Genomic DNA, 18,272 nt, shown 5'->3' with positions numbered 1-18,272 from the left:
GAGTGGCGCCGTTTTCACCCCATTCCCTCCGGGTTGCGATCAAAAAGGCCTTGCGCGGCGTTGCAAAGCCTTGACGGGGCTCGCCCCGCCTGCGTTTTGCGCCTTGCTCAAGGCCTTTTTGACTCGCAACGCATCTTGCAAACACAGGGCTCACAGGCCCTAAGCACTGTCTGCGGCGACGCGCCTAGCCAGGACCGCTTCGCTGGGTTTTGTGAACGGCTCTATCCGGCTAGCTCTGCGCCGCCAGCGCGTGCAGCGCCTGGCGCGTGAAATCATCCGCCGGGAAAAAGGTCTCCATCGCCAGCTCCTGCAGCGTCACATCCACTGGTGAGCCGAAGATGGTGGTCGTGCTGATGAAGCTCAGCATGCCGGCGGGTGTCTTGAACAGGAAAGGCATGACCACGCCCGGGTGCTCGCCTTCGAGGTGTTCGTTTTTCGCTTCGTCAGGCACCGGGTAGGCCTTGAGTTCCTCGAGCAAGGCCGCCAGCACCGCGTCGGCGGTGGCCGCGACCTGTTGGCGCAGCCGTTCAAATATATGCGCGCGCCACTGCAGCAGGTTGGCGATGCGCGGCGCCAGGCCCAAAGGATGCAGGCTCAGGCGCAACACATTCACTGGCCCCTGCAGCAGCGAGGCATCGGCGCCCTCCATCAGGTGCGGCACCATGCGGTTGGCAGCCACGAGGTTCCAGTGCCGGTCCACCGCCAGCGCCGGGTAGGGCTCATGGCTTTTGAGCAGCAGCTCCACCGCCTGGCGGGCCGAATCCAGCGCGGGGTCATTCAGCGGCCGTTCGCGGTACATGGGTGCGTAGCCGGCCGCCACCAGCAGCGCATTGCGCTCGCGCAGCGGGATGTCCAGCCGTTCTGAAAGGCGCAGCACCATCTCGCGGCTGGGCACCGAGCGCCCCGTTTCCACAAAACTCAAATGGCGTGTCGAAATGTCCGCCTCCTGGGCCAGGTCCAGCTGGCTCAAGCGCCGGTGCTGCCGCCAGTGGCGCAGGTGGTCGCCAAAAGGCTGGGGCGCACTGCGCTGCGCGGGGCGGCTGGGGTGGTGGGTGCTGGCGGTCATGATCACATCGTAAGGCGATACGGGCAGTTTTCCATTACCTGCCAGGTTATCGACGGGTCGCTGCTGCGCAGGAATGATGACCTCCATGCGCACCGACCGGCGGCCCGGAGCGCTGATCAATATCACCGGCTGCTACTTTCAGGAGTTTTGCCATGTCTTCGAGTTCCATCCTTTCCTCTCCCAACTTCCTGCGCAATGTGCTGCGTGTGGATGCGCTGTCGTGCATTGCTTGCGGTGTATTGCAGGTCGCCTTTCCGGCTGCGATGGCCCGCTTGCTGAACCTGCCCGAGGGGCTGATTGCCTACACCGGGGAGTTCCTGCTGGTCTATGCGGCAGTCGTTGCGTTTGTTTCAACGCGTAATCCTTTGCCGCGTGGCGTTATCTGGGCGCTGGTGGCGGGCAATATCGGCTGGGCGCTGGCCTGCGTGCTGATGCTGGCCAGCGGCCGTGTGTCGCCCTCCATGCTGGGTGTGGCCTATGTGGTGATGCAGGCTCTGACGGTGGCGGTGCTGGCCGAACTGCAGTACTTCGGCTTGCGCCGCGCAGCGCCGCAGCCGGCCTGGTGAGAACGCACAAGACTCGGTAGAGGGGCAGGGTATGCGGCGCCGGACTCCCACGGGGCCGCAGTGCCTGCCAGAATGGGGGCTGCCGTCAATAAAAAGGAGTCCGCCATGGCCAAACCGCCTCCCCACGCTTTTTCCTCCACGCTCAAAAGCTTCAAGACCGCCTCCGGCAAAACCGGCAAGTTCTACTCCCTGCCGGAACTCGCCAAACAGTTTCCCAAAGTTTCCCGCCTGCCAGTGTCCATGCGCATCGTGCTTGAGTCGGTGCTGCGCAATTGCGACGGCAAAAAGGTCACGGCCGAACACGTGGCGCAACTGGCCCACTGGCTGCCCCAGGCCGAGCGCACCGAAGAAATCCCGTTTGTTGTCTCGCGCGTGGTGCTGCAGGATTTCACCGGTGTGCCGCTCTTGGCCGACCTGGCCGCCATGCGCAGCGTGGCGCTGAAGCTGGGCAAGAACCCCAAAGCCATCGAGCCGCTGGTACCGGTCGACCTGGTGGTCGACCACTCCATCATGGTCGACTACTACGGCAAGAAAAATTCGCTGGACCTCAACATGAAGCTGGAGTTCCAGCGCAACCGCGAGCGCTACGAGTTCATGAAATGGGGCATGCAGGCTTTTGACACCTTTGGCGTGGTACCGCCGGGCTTCGGCATCGTGCACCAGGTCAACCTTGAATACCTCTCGCGCGGCGTGCATAAAAGCAAGGATGGCGTGTACTACCCCGACTCGCTGGTGGGCACCGACAGCCACACCACCATGATCAACGGCATCGGTGTGGTGGCCTGGGGCTGCGGCGGCATTGAGGCCGAAGCCGCCATGCTGGGCCAGCCGGTCTACTTCCTCACGCCCGACGTGGTCGGCTTTGAGCTGACCGGCCGCCTGCGCGAAGGCGTCACCGCCACCGATCTGGTACTGCGTGTGACCGAGCAATTGCGCAAGGAAAAGGTCGTCGGCAAGTTTGTCGAATTTTTCGGCGAAGGCACGCGCACGCTGGCCCTGCCGGACCGCGCCACCATCGGCAACATGGCGCCCGAATACGGCGCCACCATGGGCTTCTTCCCGGTCGACGAAAAAACCATTGACTACTTCAAGGGCACGGGCCGCACCAAGGAAGAGATCGAAGCCTTCGAGGCCTACTTCAAGGCGCAGGGCCTCTTCGGCGTGGCCAAGGCCGGCGAGATTGATTATTCGCACGTGGTCAAACTCGACCTGGGCGACGTCACGCCCAGCCTGGCCGGCCCCAAGCGCCCGCAAGACCGCATCGAGCTTGGCAACGTCGCAAGCCAGTTCAAATCGCTCTTCAGCAAATCGATTGCCGAGAACGGCTTTAACCAGCCCGCCGGCATGCTCAACACCCGCCACCTGGTGCGCCGCACCGACGAAGGCCGGCTGGACACGCTGCCGTCTGCACCGCCCACACCGGCCGGTGCCGCACGCCCCGTGATGGAGATGGAAGGCAACCGCCCCACGCTGGCGCACGCACGCGCCAGCAACACCACCGACGCGCCCGCCAAGGCACAGACCGAGGTGGTGCATTCCGCCCCCGGCATCACGGTAGGCAACGGCGATGTGCTGATCGCCGCCATCACCAGTTGCACCAACACCTCCAATCCCAGTGTGCTGCTGGCCGCGGGCCTGCTGGCCAAGAAGGCGGTGGAAGCGGGCCTGAAGGTACAGCCGCATATCAAGACCTCGCTCGCGCCCGGCTCGCGCATCGTGACCGAGTACCTCACCGAGACCGGCCTGCTGCCTTACCTGGAGAAGCTCGGCTTCGCACTGGCCGGCTACGGTTGCACCACCTGCATCGGCAATGCCGGCGACCTGACGCCCGAACTCAATGAGGCCATCAGCAAGAGCGACCTGGTCTGCGCGGCCGTGCTGTCGGGCAACCGCAACTTCGAGGCTCGAATCCACCCCAACCTCAAGGCCAACTTTCTGGCCAGCCCGCCGCTGGTGGTGGCTTACGCCATTGCCGGCACGGTGATGCGCGACCTGATGACCGAACCCGTCGGCAAAGGCAAGGGCGGCAAGGACGTCTACCTGGGCGACATCTGGCCGACCAGCGACGAAATCTACAAGCTCATGAAGTACGCCATGAACGGCAAGGCCTTTCGCGCCAATTACGCCAAGGTCAAGACCGAGCCTGGCAAGCTCTGGGAAAACATTAAGGGCGTCAAAGGCACGTCTTACACCTGGCCGGCCAGCACCTACATCGCCGAGCCGCCTTTCTTCAAGGACTTCACCATGAAGGCGGGCGAGGCCGGCAGCGTGTCGGTCAAGGGCGCGCGCATCATGGCGCTGTTTGGCGACTCCATCACCACCGACCACATCTCGCCGGCCGGCTCCATCAAGGCCAGCTCGCCGGCAGGCCTCTGGCTGCAGGCCAACGGCGTGCAGAAGGCCGACTTCAACAGCTACGGTGCGCGCCGCGGCAACCACGACGTGATGATGCGCGGCACGTTTGCCAATGTGCGCATCAAGAATTTGATGATCCCGCCCGATGCGGAAGGCTCGCGCGAAGAAGGCGGCGTCACGTTGTTCCAGCCCGGCAACGAAAAGATGTTCATCTACGACGCCGCCATGAAGTACATGGACCAAGGCACGCCCACCGTGATCTTTGCCGGCGAGGAATACGGCACAGGTTCGTCGCGCGACTGGGCCGCCAAAGGCACGCAGCTGCTCGGCATCAAGGCCGTGGTGGCGCGCAGCTTTGAACGCATCCACCGCAGCAACCTGGTCGGCATGGGCGTGCTGCCCCTGCAGTTCAAGCCGGGTGATTCGTGGCAGACCTTGAAGCTCACCGGCAATGAAGTCATTGACGTGATTCCGCACCCTGAGCTCAAGCCGCAAAGCGAAGCCAAACTGGTCATCACGCGCGCCGATGGTTCGCGTGAAGAAGTGACCGTGATACTGCGTGTCGACACGCCCATCGAGGTGGATTACTACCGCAACGGCGGCATCTTGCCTTTTGTGCTGCGGCAGTTGCTCGCTTGATGTTCAGACAAGCCCTGATAGCCGGTGGCGGCATCGGAGGGCTCGCGGCTGCACTGGCAGTGTCGCGCGCGGGCTGGGATGTGCGCCTGTTTGAACGCGCAAGCGCGTTCAGTGAGGTCGGTGCCGGCATTCAGCTCGGCCCGAATGTGGTCAAGATACTGCACAGCTGGGGATTGGCTGATGCACTGCAGGCCGTGGCCGCCTTTCCGGAACGCTTGCAGATACGCAGTGCGATGTCCGGAAAGCAGCTGGGTGAATTGGGCCTGGGTGCGGCAATGGTCCAGCGGTATGGCGCGCCTTATCTCTCCATTCATCGCGCCGACCTTCACGGCCTGCTGCTGCAGGCCGTGCAGCAGCATGCCGACGTAAGGCTGCACCTGAGCCGGCCTCTGCAGTCCTTCAGCCAGACCGCGCAAGCCGTCACGGTGCAGGCCGACGACGGTCCTGGCATTGAAGGCGACGCCCTCATAGGTGCTGACGGCATCTGGAGCACAGTGCGCCAGGAGCTGCTGGGTGACGGTCTGCCACGCCGCACCGGCCACCTGGCTTACCGCGCCTTGGTGCGGCAATCCGATCTACCTGAATTGCTCAGGAGCCGGCAGATCACGGTCTGGCTGGGGCCGCGCATGCACGTGGTGCAGTACCCGGTGCGCGGCGGTGAATGGCTCAATGTGGTGGCCATCGTGCAGGGTGAAGCCGCTGCCGAAGCCGACCTCTGGGACCACAGTGCCAACACCTCCGATCTGGGCGCGGCGACGGCCGGCTGCTGTGCCGCGCTGCGCGAAGTACTGGATGCCATCGGGGGCTGGCGCTTGTGGGTGCTGCACGACCGCCCGCCCATGCAAGGCGCCCATCAGCACGCCGTAGGCCGTGTGGCCTTATTGGGCGATGCCGCCCATCCGATGCGGCCTTACCTCGCGCAAGGCGCCGGCATGGCGATCGAAGACGCCGCCGAGCTAGGCCATGTTTTGGCCCAGGCGCTGGATCCGGCGTTTGACGTACCCACCATGATGCAGCGCTATGCGCTCAACCGCTGGCAGCGCAATGCGCGCGTGCAGGCGCGGGCTTTGCGTAATGGGCAGATATTTCACGCCAGTGGGGTGTCACGGTGGGGCAGGGATACCGCAATGCGTCTGTTGGGTGAGAAGCTGCTGGATATGCCCTGGCTCTACGGGGCAAGCCCAACCTACCTTGATGGGCATTGAGCCCATAGGACGACGGCTGTTTGCGCAGGCCTTGCACGGTTGATACGCGCTTTCACCGCGGGCGGTGCGTCAATTTGTGGTCCGGGCTTCATGACGGCAAGGAATTCCGCCCGGACTGGGAAAAAATTCGCGGGACCGCGGTCACGCCTGGGTGAAGTTTTGGGGACGCTTGCGGATGCGGTCGCTATTTATTCACGGGATCTTGTTTTTCTCGGACTTTGGAACTTGTATGTACTTCCTCATCCTGTCGAATTTTTCATCGTAAACCAGCACAACGTCCCTCTGTTCGGGCCGCAGAATTCTCAAGCTGTTGTACCTGGTTTCCACTTTCTCTTCAGTGTTCATAAAAATCTTGTGATCCCACCGCTCTTCCGGGTCTTTATAAACAGTTTCGATGATGACCTTGCCTGGGAAAACTTCGTTAAATGCGATGTAGTACTCCGGATGAAGGGAGGGATCGTTCTTTCTGAGGAGTACCAGGAGGAGGTAGGCATCGTTCAGTCCTTCCCGCGTGTCCTTGAGCAGAATGGCGATTTCTTTCTTGTCCTGGCCGCTGAAATCGCCTTCCCTTAACAGGCTTGAGTATTTGAGATTTCCGGAATTCACGAACCGATAGGCCGCTCCTTCATCGGATGAATAGAAATCGAGAAGCTTTTCCTTGACGCCGTACGGCAATTCCTTGAGATAAAACGCATCGAAGTCGCTGCCGTATTTTCTGCTGAAGTCTTCTGCTGAAATCAGGTAGTTGTCATTAAGCAGGGCGGGCAGCAGGGTGGGGTATTCGACAGCCCCTTTCATCGCGAGCTTTAAATACGCTTTCCAGTTTTCCTGGCCGACCTTCGGTTGATACTTTTCCAGATCCTGCAGCGTATTTGTTTCAATCACGGAGTACCCGCGTTGCTTTTCGCCTTTGCCGTCTTTGCAGGTAGCGCAATAAATGGTTTCACCAAAACTGAGGGTGTGGAGTTTTTCAGGAAGCTGGTCGTACTCTTTTTTGTAGCTTGCATCCAGGAGCTTGCCCTTGGTGATATGACCGGTATCACCGGTAAAAATGGCAAGTGTCTTTGACTCGGCGACAGCCCTTGCCGCCGCATCTCCCGTTGTATTTCCCGTTGTATTTCCTGTCGTATCCGCCAACACGGCATATCTATCCGCTTCGTGCGTAAAGTCGTAGACGTAGTGTTTGAAATATTCAAAATCGTTCTTGGCAAAAAAACAGGCGAGCGCAAACACAAGCAATGCAAGCGCCGCTAAAGTCTTTTTGGTCCTGGATAGCGTCGAAAAATTCATGGATCAGATGGGTGCAGGTATTTAAGGCAACAGACGAACAAGTCTGCTGATGGAAGGGCAGCTATCGTGAAATACAGTCAAGAATTGAAACGGACCGCCGAAGTATCGCTGACTATTTTGACTGGCACAACGGGACAGGATTGCGTTCAAGCATGGATCGAATCACCCTAAAGCAAAGTCGGCGCTCGAGGTTTCCCCCCCGACTCGCGTCATCCTGGATGATGCATTGCAATGGTAKATCGACAATGAAAATGGCGATTTCTGGAACGCTTTGTTATGGTATTTGCTATAAAAATAGTAGCTGCTTGCGCACGTCCTGCAAAGGCTCTGGCTACTATTCTTACGGATTTCCTGAAAATCCGTGCGCAGCTTCCATATCTGGGGAAACAACACGACATCCGGCATCTTGCGCAGGTAGCTGACGCCGCCGATGCCGCTGCTGGTGGTGGCCTACGCCATTGCCGGCACGCTGATTCGCAACCTGATCGGGTGCCCGCCAGCATGCCGTGGGCCGCGGGATGGTGCGATGGGGCGGGATGTGGCGATGAAGGTGTTGGGGGAGAAGATGTTGGATTTTCTTCGGTTGTTATGGATTACGTTTCCGGCCAGCCCTAGTCCGCGTACGCCCCTGCTGCCTTGATCACCGGCGTCCAGCGTGCAATTTCGCTGCGCAAGTATTCGCGATGACCCGCGGGCGTGTTGCGCGCATCCCGAACCACATCGATTCCTGAAGCGAGCTGTGCCCGTTTGAATGCGTCCGTCTGGATTGCGCCCAGCAAAGCAGCGTTGATTCTGGTTTGTACCGCCTGAGGCGTGTTCTTCGGCGCATACAAGCCGTACCAGACGCCAAGCCGGACGGAGGGAATCCCGAATTTCTCGAGCGTCGGGATCGCCGAGGCACCGGGAACGTTGAGCGGCTTGGCTGATGTCACGCCGACGGGCCTGGTTTTTCCGTTAAATACATGAGGGAGCACATTGGCTGTCAAATCGCACATCAGGTCTACATGGCCCCCCAGTAAATCCGCCAACGCCGGAGCGGTCCCACGATAGGGAACGGTGGTCATGCCGATGCCCAGCGAAGACTGGAGGAGAAGGCCGCACAGATGTGACGCCGACCCAATGCCGCCGTTGGCAAGCTTGACCTGTGGTTGCGTGGCTATCCACCGCACCAGCTCAACCGCTGAGCCCGTAGCTATCTGTGGACGCGTCACCAGCATCAGCGGCGATTCAGCCATGATGCCCAAAGGTTCGAAATCTGTTTCCGGGTTGAAACCGAGGCGGCGGTATAGCGCAGGGGCTGTCGCCATCCCGATGTGGTTCAACAGCAGGGTATAGCCGTCGGCAGTCGCACGCAAGGCGATGGTACTGCCCAGGTTGCCTCCGGCGCCTGACAGGTTCTGGATGATGACGGATTGCCCTAACTGCTTTTCCAGCGGTAAGGCCAGCTCCCGCGCGAGCTTGTCCATAGGACCGCCTGCGGGGTAGGGAACAATCAATGTCACCGGTTTCGAGGGGTAAACACCTTGCGCCTGCGCGCCCATGCCGCATGCCAGCAAGGCCCAAAAAACCAGTGAAAACAGTTTCTTGCTCATAAGTTTCTCCAGGGTTACCGGTACTTTTCAGGCTGGCATGCGAAGGGCCGCATGGCCGACAGCCGAGGCCCGCAGGGCCCGTCGCGCCTGAGTCGCTGCCAGGCATTTCTCGATGATGGCCGGCTCCGATGTAAAGGGTGTACCACCCGGAAAGGGCGGCTTGGGGTCGTATTCGATCTGGAGCTGGATTTGCTTGGCTGCTTCGTCTCCCATCAGCGTTGCGACGACTTTCAAGGCCATGTCGATGCCGGATGTCACGCCGCCAGCAGTGAAGATATTTCCGTCCACACACATGCGCTCTCTGGTGACGATGGCACCGAACGCCGGCAGAAAATCAATGGCCTGCCAGTGGCAGGTGCTTCGCCGGCCCTTGAGAAGGCCCGCGGCGCCGAGCAGCAGCGAGCCCGTACAGATGCCGAAGATGTACTTCGCCGACTTTGCTTGCCGGCGGGTGAAATTGACCCACTCGGCATCCAGTATGGCGTCGTCGGTTCCAGGTCCCCCCGGCACCACCAGGAGGTCGCAGGGCGGTGCGTTTGCGATGGTCGTGGTGGGTATCAACATGAGGCCGCGGTCCGAGCGGACTGGCTCCAGTGACCTCCCTACGAGCTCGACATGCACCCCCGGCACACGTGCCAGGACTTCAAAAGGCCCTGTCAAATCAAGTTGTGTCAAGGCATTGAAGAGAATAATATTAACTTTCATGAACACCCTCCTTAAGACGCTGACGGTAAGGCCAGGTGCTGCAGGGCAAGTGCCAAAAGCGGGCGAATGTGCGCCAAAATGGGTGGCATTTCTTTTGTTTGACGGCTTCCAGCCCATTGACCTCGCCGGGCCGTGGCAGGCATTTGCCACGGCAAATGAAGAGGTGGGCGTTCCGGCGTATCGCCTGATCACCGTGGCACAAAAGGGCGCTGTAACGAGCGCCGATGGTGCACTGAAAATCCATGTGGACCATGATCTGGAGGGTACCGCGGCATTGCCGATCGATGCGATGGTGGTGCCGGGCGGTGGCGGTATCCATGCGGCATGTGCCGATCTTCAATTGGTCAACTGGCTGCGGGAAAGAGACCAGGCCACACGTAGAACCTGCAGCGTTTGCACGGGGGCCTTCCTGCTCGCCGCCACCGGGCTGTTGAGTGGCCGGGAGGTCACCACCCACTGGCGATCCGCCGAGAGATTGCAGCGGGACTTCCCGGACCTCAGGGTTAACGACGACAAGATCTACTGCGAAAGCGGCAAGTACTGGACCACGGCGGGTGTTACCGCCGGTATCGACCTCGCGCTGGCCCTTATCGAGCGCGACCATGGCGCCGACATCTCGCAGCGTGTTGCGCGGCGGCTGCTTGTCTATTTACGCAGGGACGGCGATCAGCGCCAGTACAGCCAGGCCCTGAGGATTCAGGATCGGGCCGTTGCACCATTTCGCCAGTTGATCGAGTTGTTGCAGGCCCGGCTTGATCATGAATGGTCCGTCGACGAGATGGCGGATATGTGCAATATGTCCCGGCGCACTTTTCAGCGCAAGTTTGCGGAAAACTTCAGTATGGGCCCCATAGCCGCACTCAACAGCTTGCGGTGTGAACAGGCGGAAATCCTCGCCAGCTCAGGGCGTCTGTCGGGGAAGGAAGTCCAGAGGCATACCGGATCGACCCGGGGTATTTCCAGGACAGCGGCCGCAGCGCGTAATCGCGCCAGCGGCGCTTGCTGATCACCAAAGCCCCGGGTCCCCCACCTGTATCCATCGCGCCTATAAGTCAGTCCGTAACTTCCAGATCTCCGGGAACAGGACCACATCCAGCATCTTGCGCAAATAACTCACTCCACCGGTCCCACCGGTGCCGCGCTTGAACCCGATCACGCGCTCCACCGTGGTCACATGCCGGAATCGCCAGAGCCGGAAGGCGTCTTCCAGGTCGGTGAGTTCTTCGCCGAGTTGGTACAGGTCCCAGTACTTCTTGGGGTCGCGATACACCATGAGCCAGGCCTGCTCAACCTCATCGCTTTCGGCATAGCCTTGCGTCCAGTCGCGCTGCGTGTGGCTGGCCGGCACGGCCAGGCCGCGGCGGGCCAGCAGGCGCAGGGCTTCGTCGTAGAGCGATGGAGCTTCATACGCGGCTTGTACCTGTGCGAGCAGGTCGGGCCGGTGCGCATGGGGCTTGAGCATGGCGGCATTCTTGTTGCCGAGCGCGAATTCGATGCAGCGGTACTGCGCGCTTTGAAAGCCGCTGGAGTTGGCCAGGTAAGGGCGTATCGCGCTGTACTCGGGCGGTGTCATGGTGGCCAGCACGTCCCAGGCATGCACCAGCTGCTCCATGATCCTGCTCACGCGGGCCAGCATCTTGAAAGCGGTGCCCAGCTCGTCTTTGGCCACATTGGCTATTGCCGCACGCAGCTCGTGCAGCATCAGCTTCATCCAGAGCTCGCTGGTCTGGTGCTGGATGATGAACAGCATTTCGTTGTGGTCGGGCGAGAGCGGCTTTTGCGCGCCGAGGATCGCGTCGAGCTGCAGGTAGTCGCCATAGCTCATCGACTGACTGAAGTCGAGTTGCGCTTTTTCGTCGCGCACGATGTCTGCCGGCCGTTGTGTGTTCATGGATGATCTTTCACGGAAAAGCAATCTGGGTATTGAAACAAGCAGGGGCCGCGGAACCGGCTTTGCCGGGCCGCAGGCGCAGCGGTCCCTCTTGTGATGAAAGGGGCAGGGAGAAGCCGCAGACTGCACGCAGTGGACGACCATGGGGCCCATGTCATCATGTGACCGCGTGCTTCTGATTGAACTGGGCTTGTTGCCATTCGGCGGTTTCCAGCACCTGCTTTAGATGCTCGACCGCGTTCCAGACGTCCTCAAAGCCGATGTAAAGCGGTGTGAAGCCGAAGCGCAGGATGTCGAGGTGCTTGCCGACATCGCCGTCACCGGCGCGGAAGTCGCCGATGACGCCGCGCGCGATCAGCGCCTGCACGATGGCGTACGCGCCCTGAGTTCTTGTCAGGCAAACCTGCGAGCCACGCATTGCGTGCTCACGTGGCGTGGCCAGACCCAGGCCGTGGCCTGCGCAGCGTTCCTCCACGAGTTGAATAAACAGATCGGTCAGTGCCAGCGATTTTTTGCGCAAAGCCTGCATGCCGCCCATCGCTTCGGCAGCCAGCACCGTGTCCAGCCCGCATTCGAGCGCCGTCATGCTCAGGATGGGCTGGGTGCCGCAGAGATAGCGGGAGATGCCTGTGGCGGGCCGGTAGTCGGGCGTGAACTCGAATGGCGCCGCATGGCCCCACCAGCCGGCGAGTGGTTGCCAGAAGCGGTCGGCGTGTTTGGGGTTGACCCAGACAAAGGCCGGCGCGCCGGGGCCCCCGTTAAGGTATTTGTAGCCGCAGCCAATCGAGAAATCGGCTTTCGCCGCATTCAGGTCTACCGGCACGGCGCCCGCGCTGTGCGCCAGGTCCCAGACGGTGAGTACGCCTGCTGCATGCGCTGCGGCGGTGACGGCGGCCATGTTGTGCATGGCGCCGGTGCGGTAGTTCACGTGGGTCAGCATCAGCACGGCCACTTCGCTGGTGAGCGCGGCGGCAATCTCTTCGGGCTCGACCAGTCGCAGCCGAAAGCCGCGTTCACGGCACAGGGCTTCTGCGATGTAGAGGTCGGTCGGGAAGTTGCTGCGCTCGCTGACGATGATCTTGCGCGTGGGCGCGTCCTGGGCCGCGATGTGCAGTGCAGCGCTCAGCACCTTGTAGAGGTTGATGGAGGTGCTGTCGGTGGCCACTACTTCGCCGGGAGCAGCACCTATCAGCCGGGCAATCTTGTTGCCCAGGCGTTGCGGCAGCTCAAACCAGCCGGCACTGTTCCAGGAGCGGATCAGGCCTTGGCCCCATTCGGCCGTTACGGCTTCAGCGACGCGAGCGGCGGCTGTTTTGGGCAGCACACCCAGCGAATTGCCGTCGAGGTAGATCACATCTTCGGGCAAGGTGAATTGCCGGCACAGCATGCGCAGCGGGTCTTGCGCATCGAGGGCGCGGCAGTCTTGCAGAGTAGTCATGGAGTGGTCTTCATGGAAGTTCACGCAGGACTGCGCGAACGGGTGAGGCGTCGGCCCGGGTGAGTTTGAGCGGCAGGGCAATGAGTTCGTAGTCGCCTTCGGCCACGTCGTCGAGCACCAGGTTTTCGAGCACTCGCAGGCCGTGCGCCAGCAACTGGTGGTGGCTGGGCAGATCCTGGCTGGTGGCGGGGTCCACGCTGGGCGTGTCAATACCGACAAGTGCTATGTTTTTGGTAGCTAACAGAGCAAGCGTGGCGGGGGCTATGGCCGTAAATGATCCCCATGACTGACTGGCTGCCGCTGAGGTACGCAGCAGCACGCGGGGCGGCAGGTTTTCCAGCGCATGGGCGATGTGTTCCGGCTGCACCAGCGGGCCGCAGTCCATGCAGTGGATCACGCGGCACGGCCCGAGGTAGGGCGCGAGGTCGAGCTCGCCGACGCTGGTTTCACCGTTGGCATAGTGCAGCGGCGCATCGGCATGCGCGCCGGTGTGGGGCGATAGTGTGATGCTGTTGACGTTGACCGGGCAGTCCGGCGCCAGTGAAAAATGCAACTGCTGCGAATAGGCCGTGTCGCCGGGGAACACCGCGGCGTTTTCATCCACCGACGGTGAGATGTCCCAGAGTTTTCGCGGTGGTGAAGTGGTGGAAGCGGAGGTGCGGGCTGTCATGGGTGCAAAGGTAGCACCGGCAAAAAAGCCGTGGTGTCGGTTATTTCCAACAATCTCAAAAATAGTTGAAACCTAAAGTACCTGGCAAAAGCGGGCCGCGCAGTCGTCGGGTGCGGCCTGTGGAACCCGTCAGCCTCGGGCACAATTAAAGGCTGTAGCGCTCGTTGCGGCACCGATTGACCAGAGCGCCTTTACAACCCCTTCAAAGAGACAAAGGCACAACATGAATTCCGAGAACAAGTTCAGCGGCAAAGTCGCACTCGTCACCGGCGCGGGCACCGGCATTGGCAAGGCTGTGGCCCTGGCCCTGCTGCGTGAAGGCTACAGCGTGGCGCTGGTGGGCCGTCGCGCCGAGCCGCTCAACGAGGTTGCCAAAGAGTCGGGCACAGACCGCGCGCTGGCTTTGCCGACCGACGTGAGCCAGCCCGACTCCGTGGCGGCGGCATTCGCCAAGGTCAAGGAAAAGTTCGGCCGGCTGGACTTGCTGTTCAACAACGCTGGTGTGGGCGCGCCGCCCGTCAACCTCGAAGACATCACGTTTGAGCAGTGGACCAATGTGGTCAACATCAACCTGACCGGCTCCTTCCTCTGCGCGCAGGCCGCCATCAGGTTGATGAAAGACCAGTCGCCCCAGGGCGGCCGCATCATCAACAACGGCTCGATTTCCGCCCACGCGCCACGGCCTAACTCAGCGCCCTACACCTCAACCAAGCACGCCATCACGGGCCTGACCAAGTCGATCTCGCTGGACGGGCGCAAGTACAACATTGCCTGCGGCCAGATCGATATCGGCAATGCCCTGACGGAGCTTGCGGCCCGCATGGCCAAGGGCGTGCCCCAGGCCAACGGCGAGATCGCCATTGAGCCGATGATGGATGCGAAAGAAGTGGCCGATGCGGTGGTGCACATGGCATCGTTGCCGTTGTCAACGAATGTGCAGTTCATGACCATCATGGCCACGAAGATGCCGTTTGTGGGCCGCGGTTGAGGGATGTTGTGTTGAGCCCGGCGCATATTGCTCAAGGTATGCATGGCGCATAGCCAGGGCAATTGAGGGTTGCGTGAAATGTGTTGTATTGTATGTGTATGAGCAATACAGCATCTGATCTGGAACAGTACCTCGAAGAGTTGGCACGTACTGCCCACCCCGGGGATCGCCTTCCGACCATTCGGGATTTGATGCGCCGGTTTGCCGTCTCCCAGATTGTGATTCAGCGCGCCTTCCAGGGCTTGAAAGCCAGGGGACTGATTGCATCGCAGGTAGGCCGTGGCACCTATTTTCGCGTGGAGGGTGGAGCCACCGGAGCCGGTCCGGGCGCCCAGCCATCGGCCGGCAGATCCGTGTTGCTGCTGCGCCGTTCCATCAGCATTGCCCGCGGCCGTGTGTTGATAGAAGGGCTTCAGCGCCGCTTTACTGCTGACGGCCACCGCGTACTTGAAGTTTCCTACACCGATCCCGCCCACGCGCGGACCATCTTGAAGGGTTCACCCCGCTTTGACGCCTGCGTGGTTCAGTCGAGCTACAAAACCATCACGATTGATTTGCTCGCAGCGCTGAAAGAGAAATGCGATGCATTGGCCGTGGATGGCGCGGCGCTCGCCGGGGCCGATGTCGAGGTGGTCGGCATGGAATGGGGGGAGCCGCTGGCTGCGGCGATCACGCTTTTGCAGCAGCAAGGTCATCGCCGCATTGCATACGCAACAACGTCGTACCCATTTCTGGCAACCCAGATGGGACGGCGACGGTTCGACTACCTGCAGACCACCCTGACAGGAATTGAGCTGCAGGCGATCACCGTGCCGCACCTGCCTGATGAGAACTACGAAGCGGTGCTTGTGGGGATGGTCAAGGCCAGTCTGGATGCCTCGGGGCAGCTACCTTTCACCGCGTTGGTGGCATGGGGCATCGAGGATGGCGCCAGATTCCGGGAGCTGCTGCAAGAGGCCGGCGTTGGCATACCCTCACTGCTGAGTGTGGTGTTGCTGGGACGTACGGATCTTGCGAACGAGCACGCCAACTTCTTTGACACGATCGGATGCAGCGTGGCCGATCAGATCGACTATTTGTATCAGGCCATCAATGCACGATGGGCCGACCCTTCAATGCCCTATGGCGTACGCCTGATTCCTGTCACAACTTACGCCGGCCAATCGTTCGCCGCCCTACCGATGACCGGTGAGCCGCACGAGCAGGATTTACGGAAGTCCGTTAAAACTCGCAGCCAGGCGCTTGTCATCGGTTCCTGATTATTTTGCCGAACGCGTGCTGTCACGCTTGGAATCCGATGGCAGAAAAGGGCATTGTGGAACCCTCTCGCGCACTCCGCAGTCCCAGCTCAATCAAACCGATGACCTGCATCGCCTCATGGGCCGTGACGGGGTTGATGCCCTTGCCGTGGATGGCATCGCGTACTGCGCTGTAGTAGGCAGGGTAGTCACCCGCAACGCAGTTTATTTCGCGCCTTGCGCAAGCGCCATCAGTCCAAACTGAAACCTCGGCAGGCAAGTGATCAACTCCCCAGTCCAGGGCGGGCGGACGCTTTCCGGCCTTCAGCGCATCCTCTTGTGGATCAAGCCCCATCTTGATGAAACTGCCCAGGCTTCCATGCACTGTGAAGCGCGGCCCCGGGGTCAGCGCCAGGGCACTGCCATGCAGAATGATCCGGCTTTGGCCATAGCGCAACACGGCGTGAAACCAGTCGGGAGTCTTTGCACCATCGCGTTGCTGTGCGAGGTCGAGCGCAATCGATTCGGGAAGCCCGAATAGCTGCAGCGCCTGATCCAGCAAATGTGCTCCAAGGTCGTACCACAGTCCGCCGCCTGTATCGGCTTGTTCACGCCAACGGGCAAGAACTTCCGGCCGGTAGCGATCGAAGTGGGATTCAAAATGAACGATTTTCCCCAGCTCACCGGAGGCAATGACCTGGCGCAGCGTCAGGAAGTCTGCATCCCAGCGACGGTTGTGGAAGACCGAAAGCAAGCGCCCAGTGGCTTGTGCTTTTGCCTGCAATTGCCGCGCTTCGTCCAACGTTACCGTAAAGGGTTTGTCGACCACCACATGCTTGCCTGCGGCCAGCCCTGCGCAAGCGAGCGAAAAATGTGTGTCGTTGGGTGTTGGTATCACCACAAGGTCAATGTCCGGACGCGCAAAAAGCCGCTCTGCAGTTGCCTCGACCTGCACGTCGGGCCAGTCGGCATACACGTTGGAAGGATTGCTGCTTGAAATCGCGGCAAGTCTGAGCCCGGGGACTCCAGCTATCAAAGGCGCATGAAACGTTTTGGTCGCGTAACCGTAACCGACGATGCCAACGGAGAGAGTTTTAAGCACTAGGTGCCCCTTTTAGGTTGACCGCTTATCGAGGTTGCGTCACGCGCTCGACCGTCTCAATCGTGATTGCCGCCGATTCGCCCACGTAGTTGCTCGCTACAAGTGCCTGGGCCAGGCCCTCGGGAAGCCCATGTTTTGCAAACATCGGATGCTCACCGATGCTTGTTATAAACGGAACCCCTTCCGATTGGGACCGTTGTGCTGCTTCGTAGAGCACCTTGTGCGCCTCGTGGCGTCCCATCAGCCTGGTCAGCCGCATCATGACGGCTTCCGAAGCGATCAGGCCATTCGATAGTTCAAGATTGTGCCGCATCGCCTCAGTGTTCACGGTAAGACCCTTTGCCAGCCTGGCAAGGGTCTCGGCAATGGACGCCGAGATGATGGCGATTTCTGGAAGCAAGGTGTCGGTCACGTTGGTTGCCGACGAATCGCCTTCATCCATGCGCACCATGGCTTCAAGGGCCGCAGGCACCCGCATCCGCATCATGCGCGCAAGGCTGACCAGCAGCAGCGCGGTGGAAGGGTTGCGTTTCTGCGCCATGGTCGAGCTGCCTACCTTGCCCATGTGAAACGCTTCCGCAACCTCCCCGATTTCTGTGCGCTGCATGAATACGATGTCTTGCGCGATTTTCTGCGCAGTACCTGCAAGCAATCCCAGTGCCGAAATGTAGTCGCACACGCGGTCGTAGGACGAGCGGCTTGGCAGTCCGGCTGCAGGTAACCCGAGTTGCTCAGCCATGCGGGCTTCCACGGCCCGGCCTTTGCTGCCCATCGCCGCGAAAGTGCCTATCGCACCGCCCATGGACGCGACGAACGACGACGCCAGGCGCCGCATCAGTCGGTCGCGGTCCCTGTCCAGTTCGTCAATCCAGCCGGCAAGCTTGAAGCCGAACGTCATTGGCAACGCATGTTGGCCGTGTGTACGGCCCGCCATCACTGTTGCCCGGTGTTCCTGCGCCAGCCAGCCAAGTGCGGCGATGGCTGCATCCAGATGACCCGTCAACAAGTGGTGTGTCTCACGCATCTGCAGTGAACTGGCGGTATCGAAGATGTTCTGGGTCGTCGCCCCCCAATGGATATAGCCCGCGGCTGGTTCACCGCACAGTTCCTCGAACTGGGACAGGACGGGAACGAGTGGATGTTGTGCAAACGCGATGTCCCTGGACAGGCGATCCAGATCGAAGAGCCGGGCATCGGCCTTCTTCCCGATGATTTGCGCAGCCTCGGTGGGAATGACGCCGAGTTCGGCCTGGGCATGAGCCAGTGCCGCTTCAACATCGAGCCATGCCTGCAACGTGGCCCTGTCGCTCCAGATGCGCTTGGCTTCGCCGCTGAACCAGTGGCCGGTAATAAATGATTCAAACATACTGGTATTCATGGACGCTTGGGTTGTGACGCGGCAAGCCTATTGGCATGCCCGATAAATTTTTATTGATGCATATTGTATTTGTGTAATTCAATGTTTTATATAGGATAAATTTAAAATTAATACAAATTACAATAAATATAAATACAATATAATTTCCC

15 protein-coding genes and 1 pseudogene are annotated in these 18,272 nt (G+C 60.6%); 6 read left to right on the top strand and 10 right to left on the bottom strand.

All coding sequences use genetic code 11. The features are described from left to right. Positions 1-229: 229 nt before the first annotated feature. The gene (locus AC1DYQ_RS18275; RefSeq protein WP_477687975.1) at positions 230-1,066 is read right to left on the bottom strand and encodes a helix-turn-helix domain-containing protein; all 837 of its coding nucleotides are present in this window, start codon (positions 1,064-1,066) and stop codon (positions 230-232) included. Between the two features lie 152 nt (positions 1,067-1,218). Between AC1DYQ_RS18275 and AC1DYQ_RS18270 the strand changes: the two genes are divergently transcribed. The 3 genes from AC1DYQ_RS18270 to AC1DYQ_RS18260 all read left to right on the top strand — a co-directional run bounded on the left by AC1DYQ_RS18270 (position 1,219) and on the right by AC1DYQ_RS18260 (position 5,831). Continuing rightward, positions 1,219-1,632, top strand: coding sequence for a hypothetical protein (locus AC1DYQ_RS18270; protein WP_477687967.1), 414 nt, complete (start codon positions 1,219-1,221; stop codon positions 1,630-1,632). 105 nt (positions 1,633-1,737) lie between these two features. Further along, positions 1,738-4,626, top strand: coding sequence for an aconitate hydratase (locus AC1DYQ_RS18265; RefSeq protein ID WP_477687966.1), 2,889 nt, complete (start codon positions 1,738-1,740; stop codon positions 4,624-4,626). Beyond that, positions 4,626-5,831, top strand: coding sequence for an FAD-dependent monooxygenase (locus AC1DYQ_RS18260; protein WP_477687965.1), 1,206 nt, complete (start codon positions 4,626-4,628; stop codon positions 5,829-5,831). The genes AC1DYQ_RS18265 and AC1DYQ_RS18260 overlap by 1 nt, the downstream gene beginning before the upstream one ends. 192 nt (positions 5,832-6,023) lie before the next feature. On the opposite strand, the gene AC1DYQ_RS18255 is transcribed toward AC1DYQ_RS18260, so the two are convergent. The 4 genes and pseudogenes from AC1DYQ_RS18255 to AC1DYQ_RS18240 form a co-directional block, all read right to left on the bottom strand. Further along, positions 6,024-7,121 carry a hypothetical protein gene (locus AC1DYQ_RS18255; protein WP_477687964.1) on the bottom strand — a complete coding sequence of 366 codons (1,098 nt, stop codon included), beginning with the start codon at positions 7,119-7,121 and terminating at the stop codon, positions 6,024-6,026. A 357-nt stretch (positions 7,122-7,478) separates the two neighbouring features. Continuing rightward, a pseudogene (locus AC1DYQ_RS18250) lies at positions 7,479-7,562 on the bottom strand (tryptophan 2,3-dioxygenase); the annotation flags it as partial. 170 nt (positions 7,563-7,732) lie between these two features. After that, a complete protein-coding gene (locus AC1DYQ_RS18245; RefSeq protein WP_477687963.1) occupies positions 7,733-8,713 on the bottom strand; it encodes a tripartite tricarboxylate transporter substrate-binding protein in 981 nt (326 codons plus the stop codon). A 27-nt stretch (positions 8,714-8,740) separates the two neighbouring features. Further along, positions 8,741-9,418 carry a DJ-1/PfpI family protein gene (locus AC1DYQ_RS18240; protein WP_477687962.1) on the bottom strand — a complete coding sequence of 226 codons (678 nt, stop codon included), beginning with the start codon at positions 9,416-9,418 and terminating at the stop codon, positions 8,741-8,743. Positions 9,419-9,500: 82 nt separating this feature from the next. Between AC1DYQ_RS18240 and AC1DYQ_RS18235 the strand changes: the two genes are divergently transcribed. Continuing rightward, positions 9,501-10,424: a GlxA family transcriptional regulator gene (locus AC1DYQ_RS18235; RefSeq protein ID WP_477687974.1), complete on the top strand. Its 924-nt coding sequence runs from the start codon at positions 9,501-9,503 to the stop codon at positions 10,422-10,424. 39 nt (positions 10,425-10,463) lie between these two features. On the opposite strand, the gene kynA is transcribed toward AC1DYQ_RS18235, so the two are convergent. From kynA to kynB, 3 genes are all read right to left on the bottom strand, one after another. After that, a complete protein-coding gene (gene kynA, locus AC1DYQ_RS18230; protein WP_477687961.1) occupies positions 10,464-11,309 on the bottom strand; it encodes a tryptophan 2,3-dioxygenase in 846 nt (281 codons plus the stop codon). A 157-nt stretch (positions 11,310-11,466) separates the two neighbouring features. Next, positions 11,467-12,747, bottom strand: coding sequence for a kynureninase (gene kynU / locus AC1DYQ_RS18225; RefSeq protein WP_477687960.1), 1,281 nt, complete (start codon positions 12,745-12,747; stop codon positions 11,467-11,469). A 10-nt stretch (positions 12,748-12,757) separates the two neighbouring features. After that, positions 12,758-13,417 (bottom strand): arylformamidase, encoded by a 660-nt coding sequence (gene kynB, locus AC1DYQ_RS18220; RefSeq protein WP_477687959.1) that lies wholly within the window; start codon positions 13,415-13,417, stop codon positions 12,758-12,760. Positions 13,418-13,640: 223 nt separating this feature from the next. On the opposite strand from kynB, the gene AC1DYQ_RS18215 reads away from it, so the two are divergent. Beyond that, positions 13,641-14,405: an SDR family oxidoreductase gene (locus tag AC1DYQ_RS18215; RefSeq protein WP_477687958.1), complete on the top strand. Its 765-nt coding sequence runs from the start codon at positions 13,641-13,643 to the stop codon at positions 14,403-14,405. Between the two features lie 98 nt (positions 14,406-14,503). Next, the gene (locus AC1DYQ_RS18210) at positions 14,504-15,664 is read left to right on the top strand and encodes a GntR family transcriptional regulator (RefSeq protein WP_477687957.1); all 1,161 of its coding nucleotides are present in this window, start codon (positions 14,504-14,506) and stop codon (positions 15,662-15,664) included. A 22-nt stretch (positions 15,665-15,686) separates the two neighbouring features. Here AC1DYQ_RS18210 and AC1DYQ_RS18205 read toward each other — a convergent pair whose 3' ends face one another. Continuing rightward, positions 15,687-16,745: an oxidoreductase gene (locus AC1DYQ_RS18205; RefSeq protein ID WP_477687956.1), complete on the bottom strand. Its 1,059-nt coding sequence runs from the start codon at positions 16,743-16,745 to the stop codon at positions 15,687-15,689. 25 nt (positions 16,746-16,770) lie between these two features. Further along, positions 16,771-18,123 carry a class-II fumarase/aspartase family protein gene (locus AC1DYQ_RS18200; protein WP_477687955.1) on the bottom strand — a complete coding sequence of 451 codons (1,353 nt, stop codon included), beginning with the start codon at positions 18,121-18,123 and terminating at the stop codon, positions 16,771-16,773. Positions 18,124-18,272: the final 149 nt, after the last annotated feature.

It is taken from the genome of Polaromonas sp. P1_F4 (genome assembly GCF_056405675.1).
This window is presented reverse-complemented; position numbering and strand designations above follow the sequence as displayed.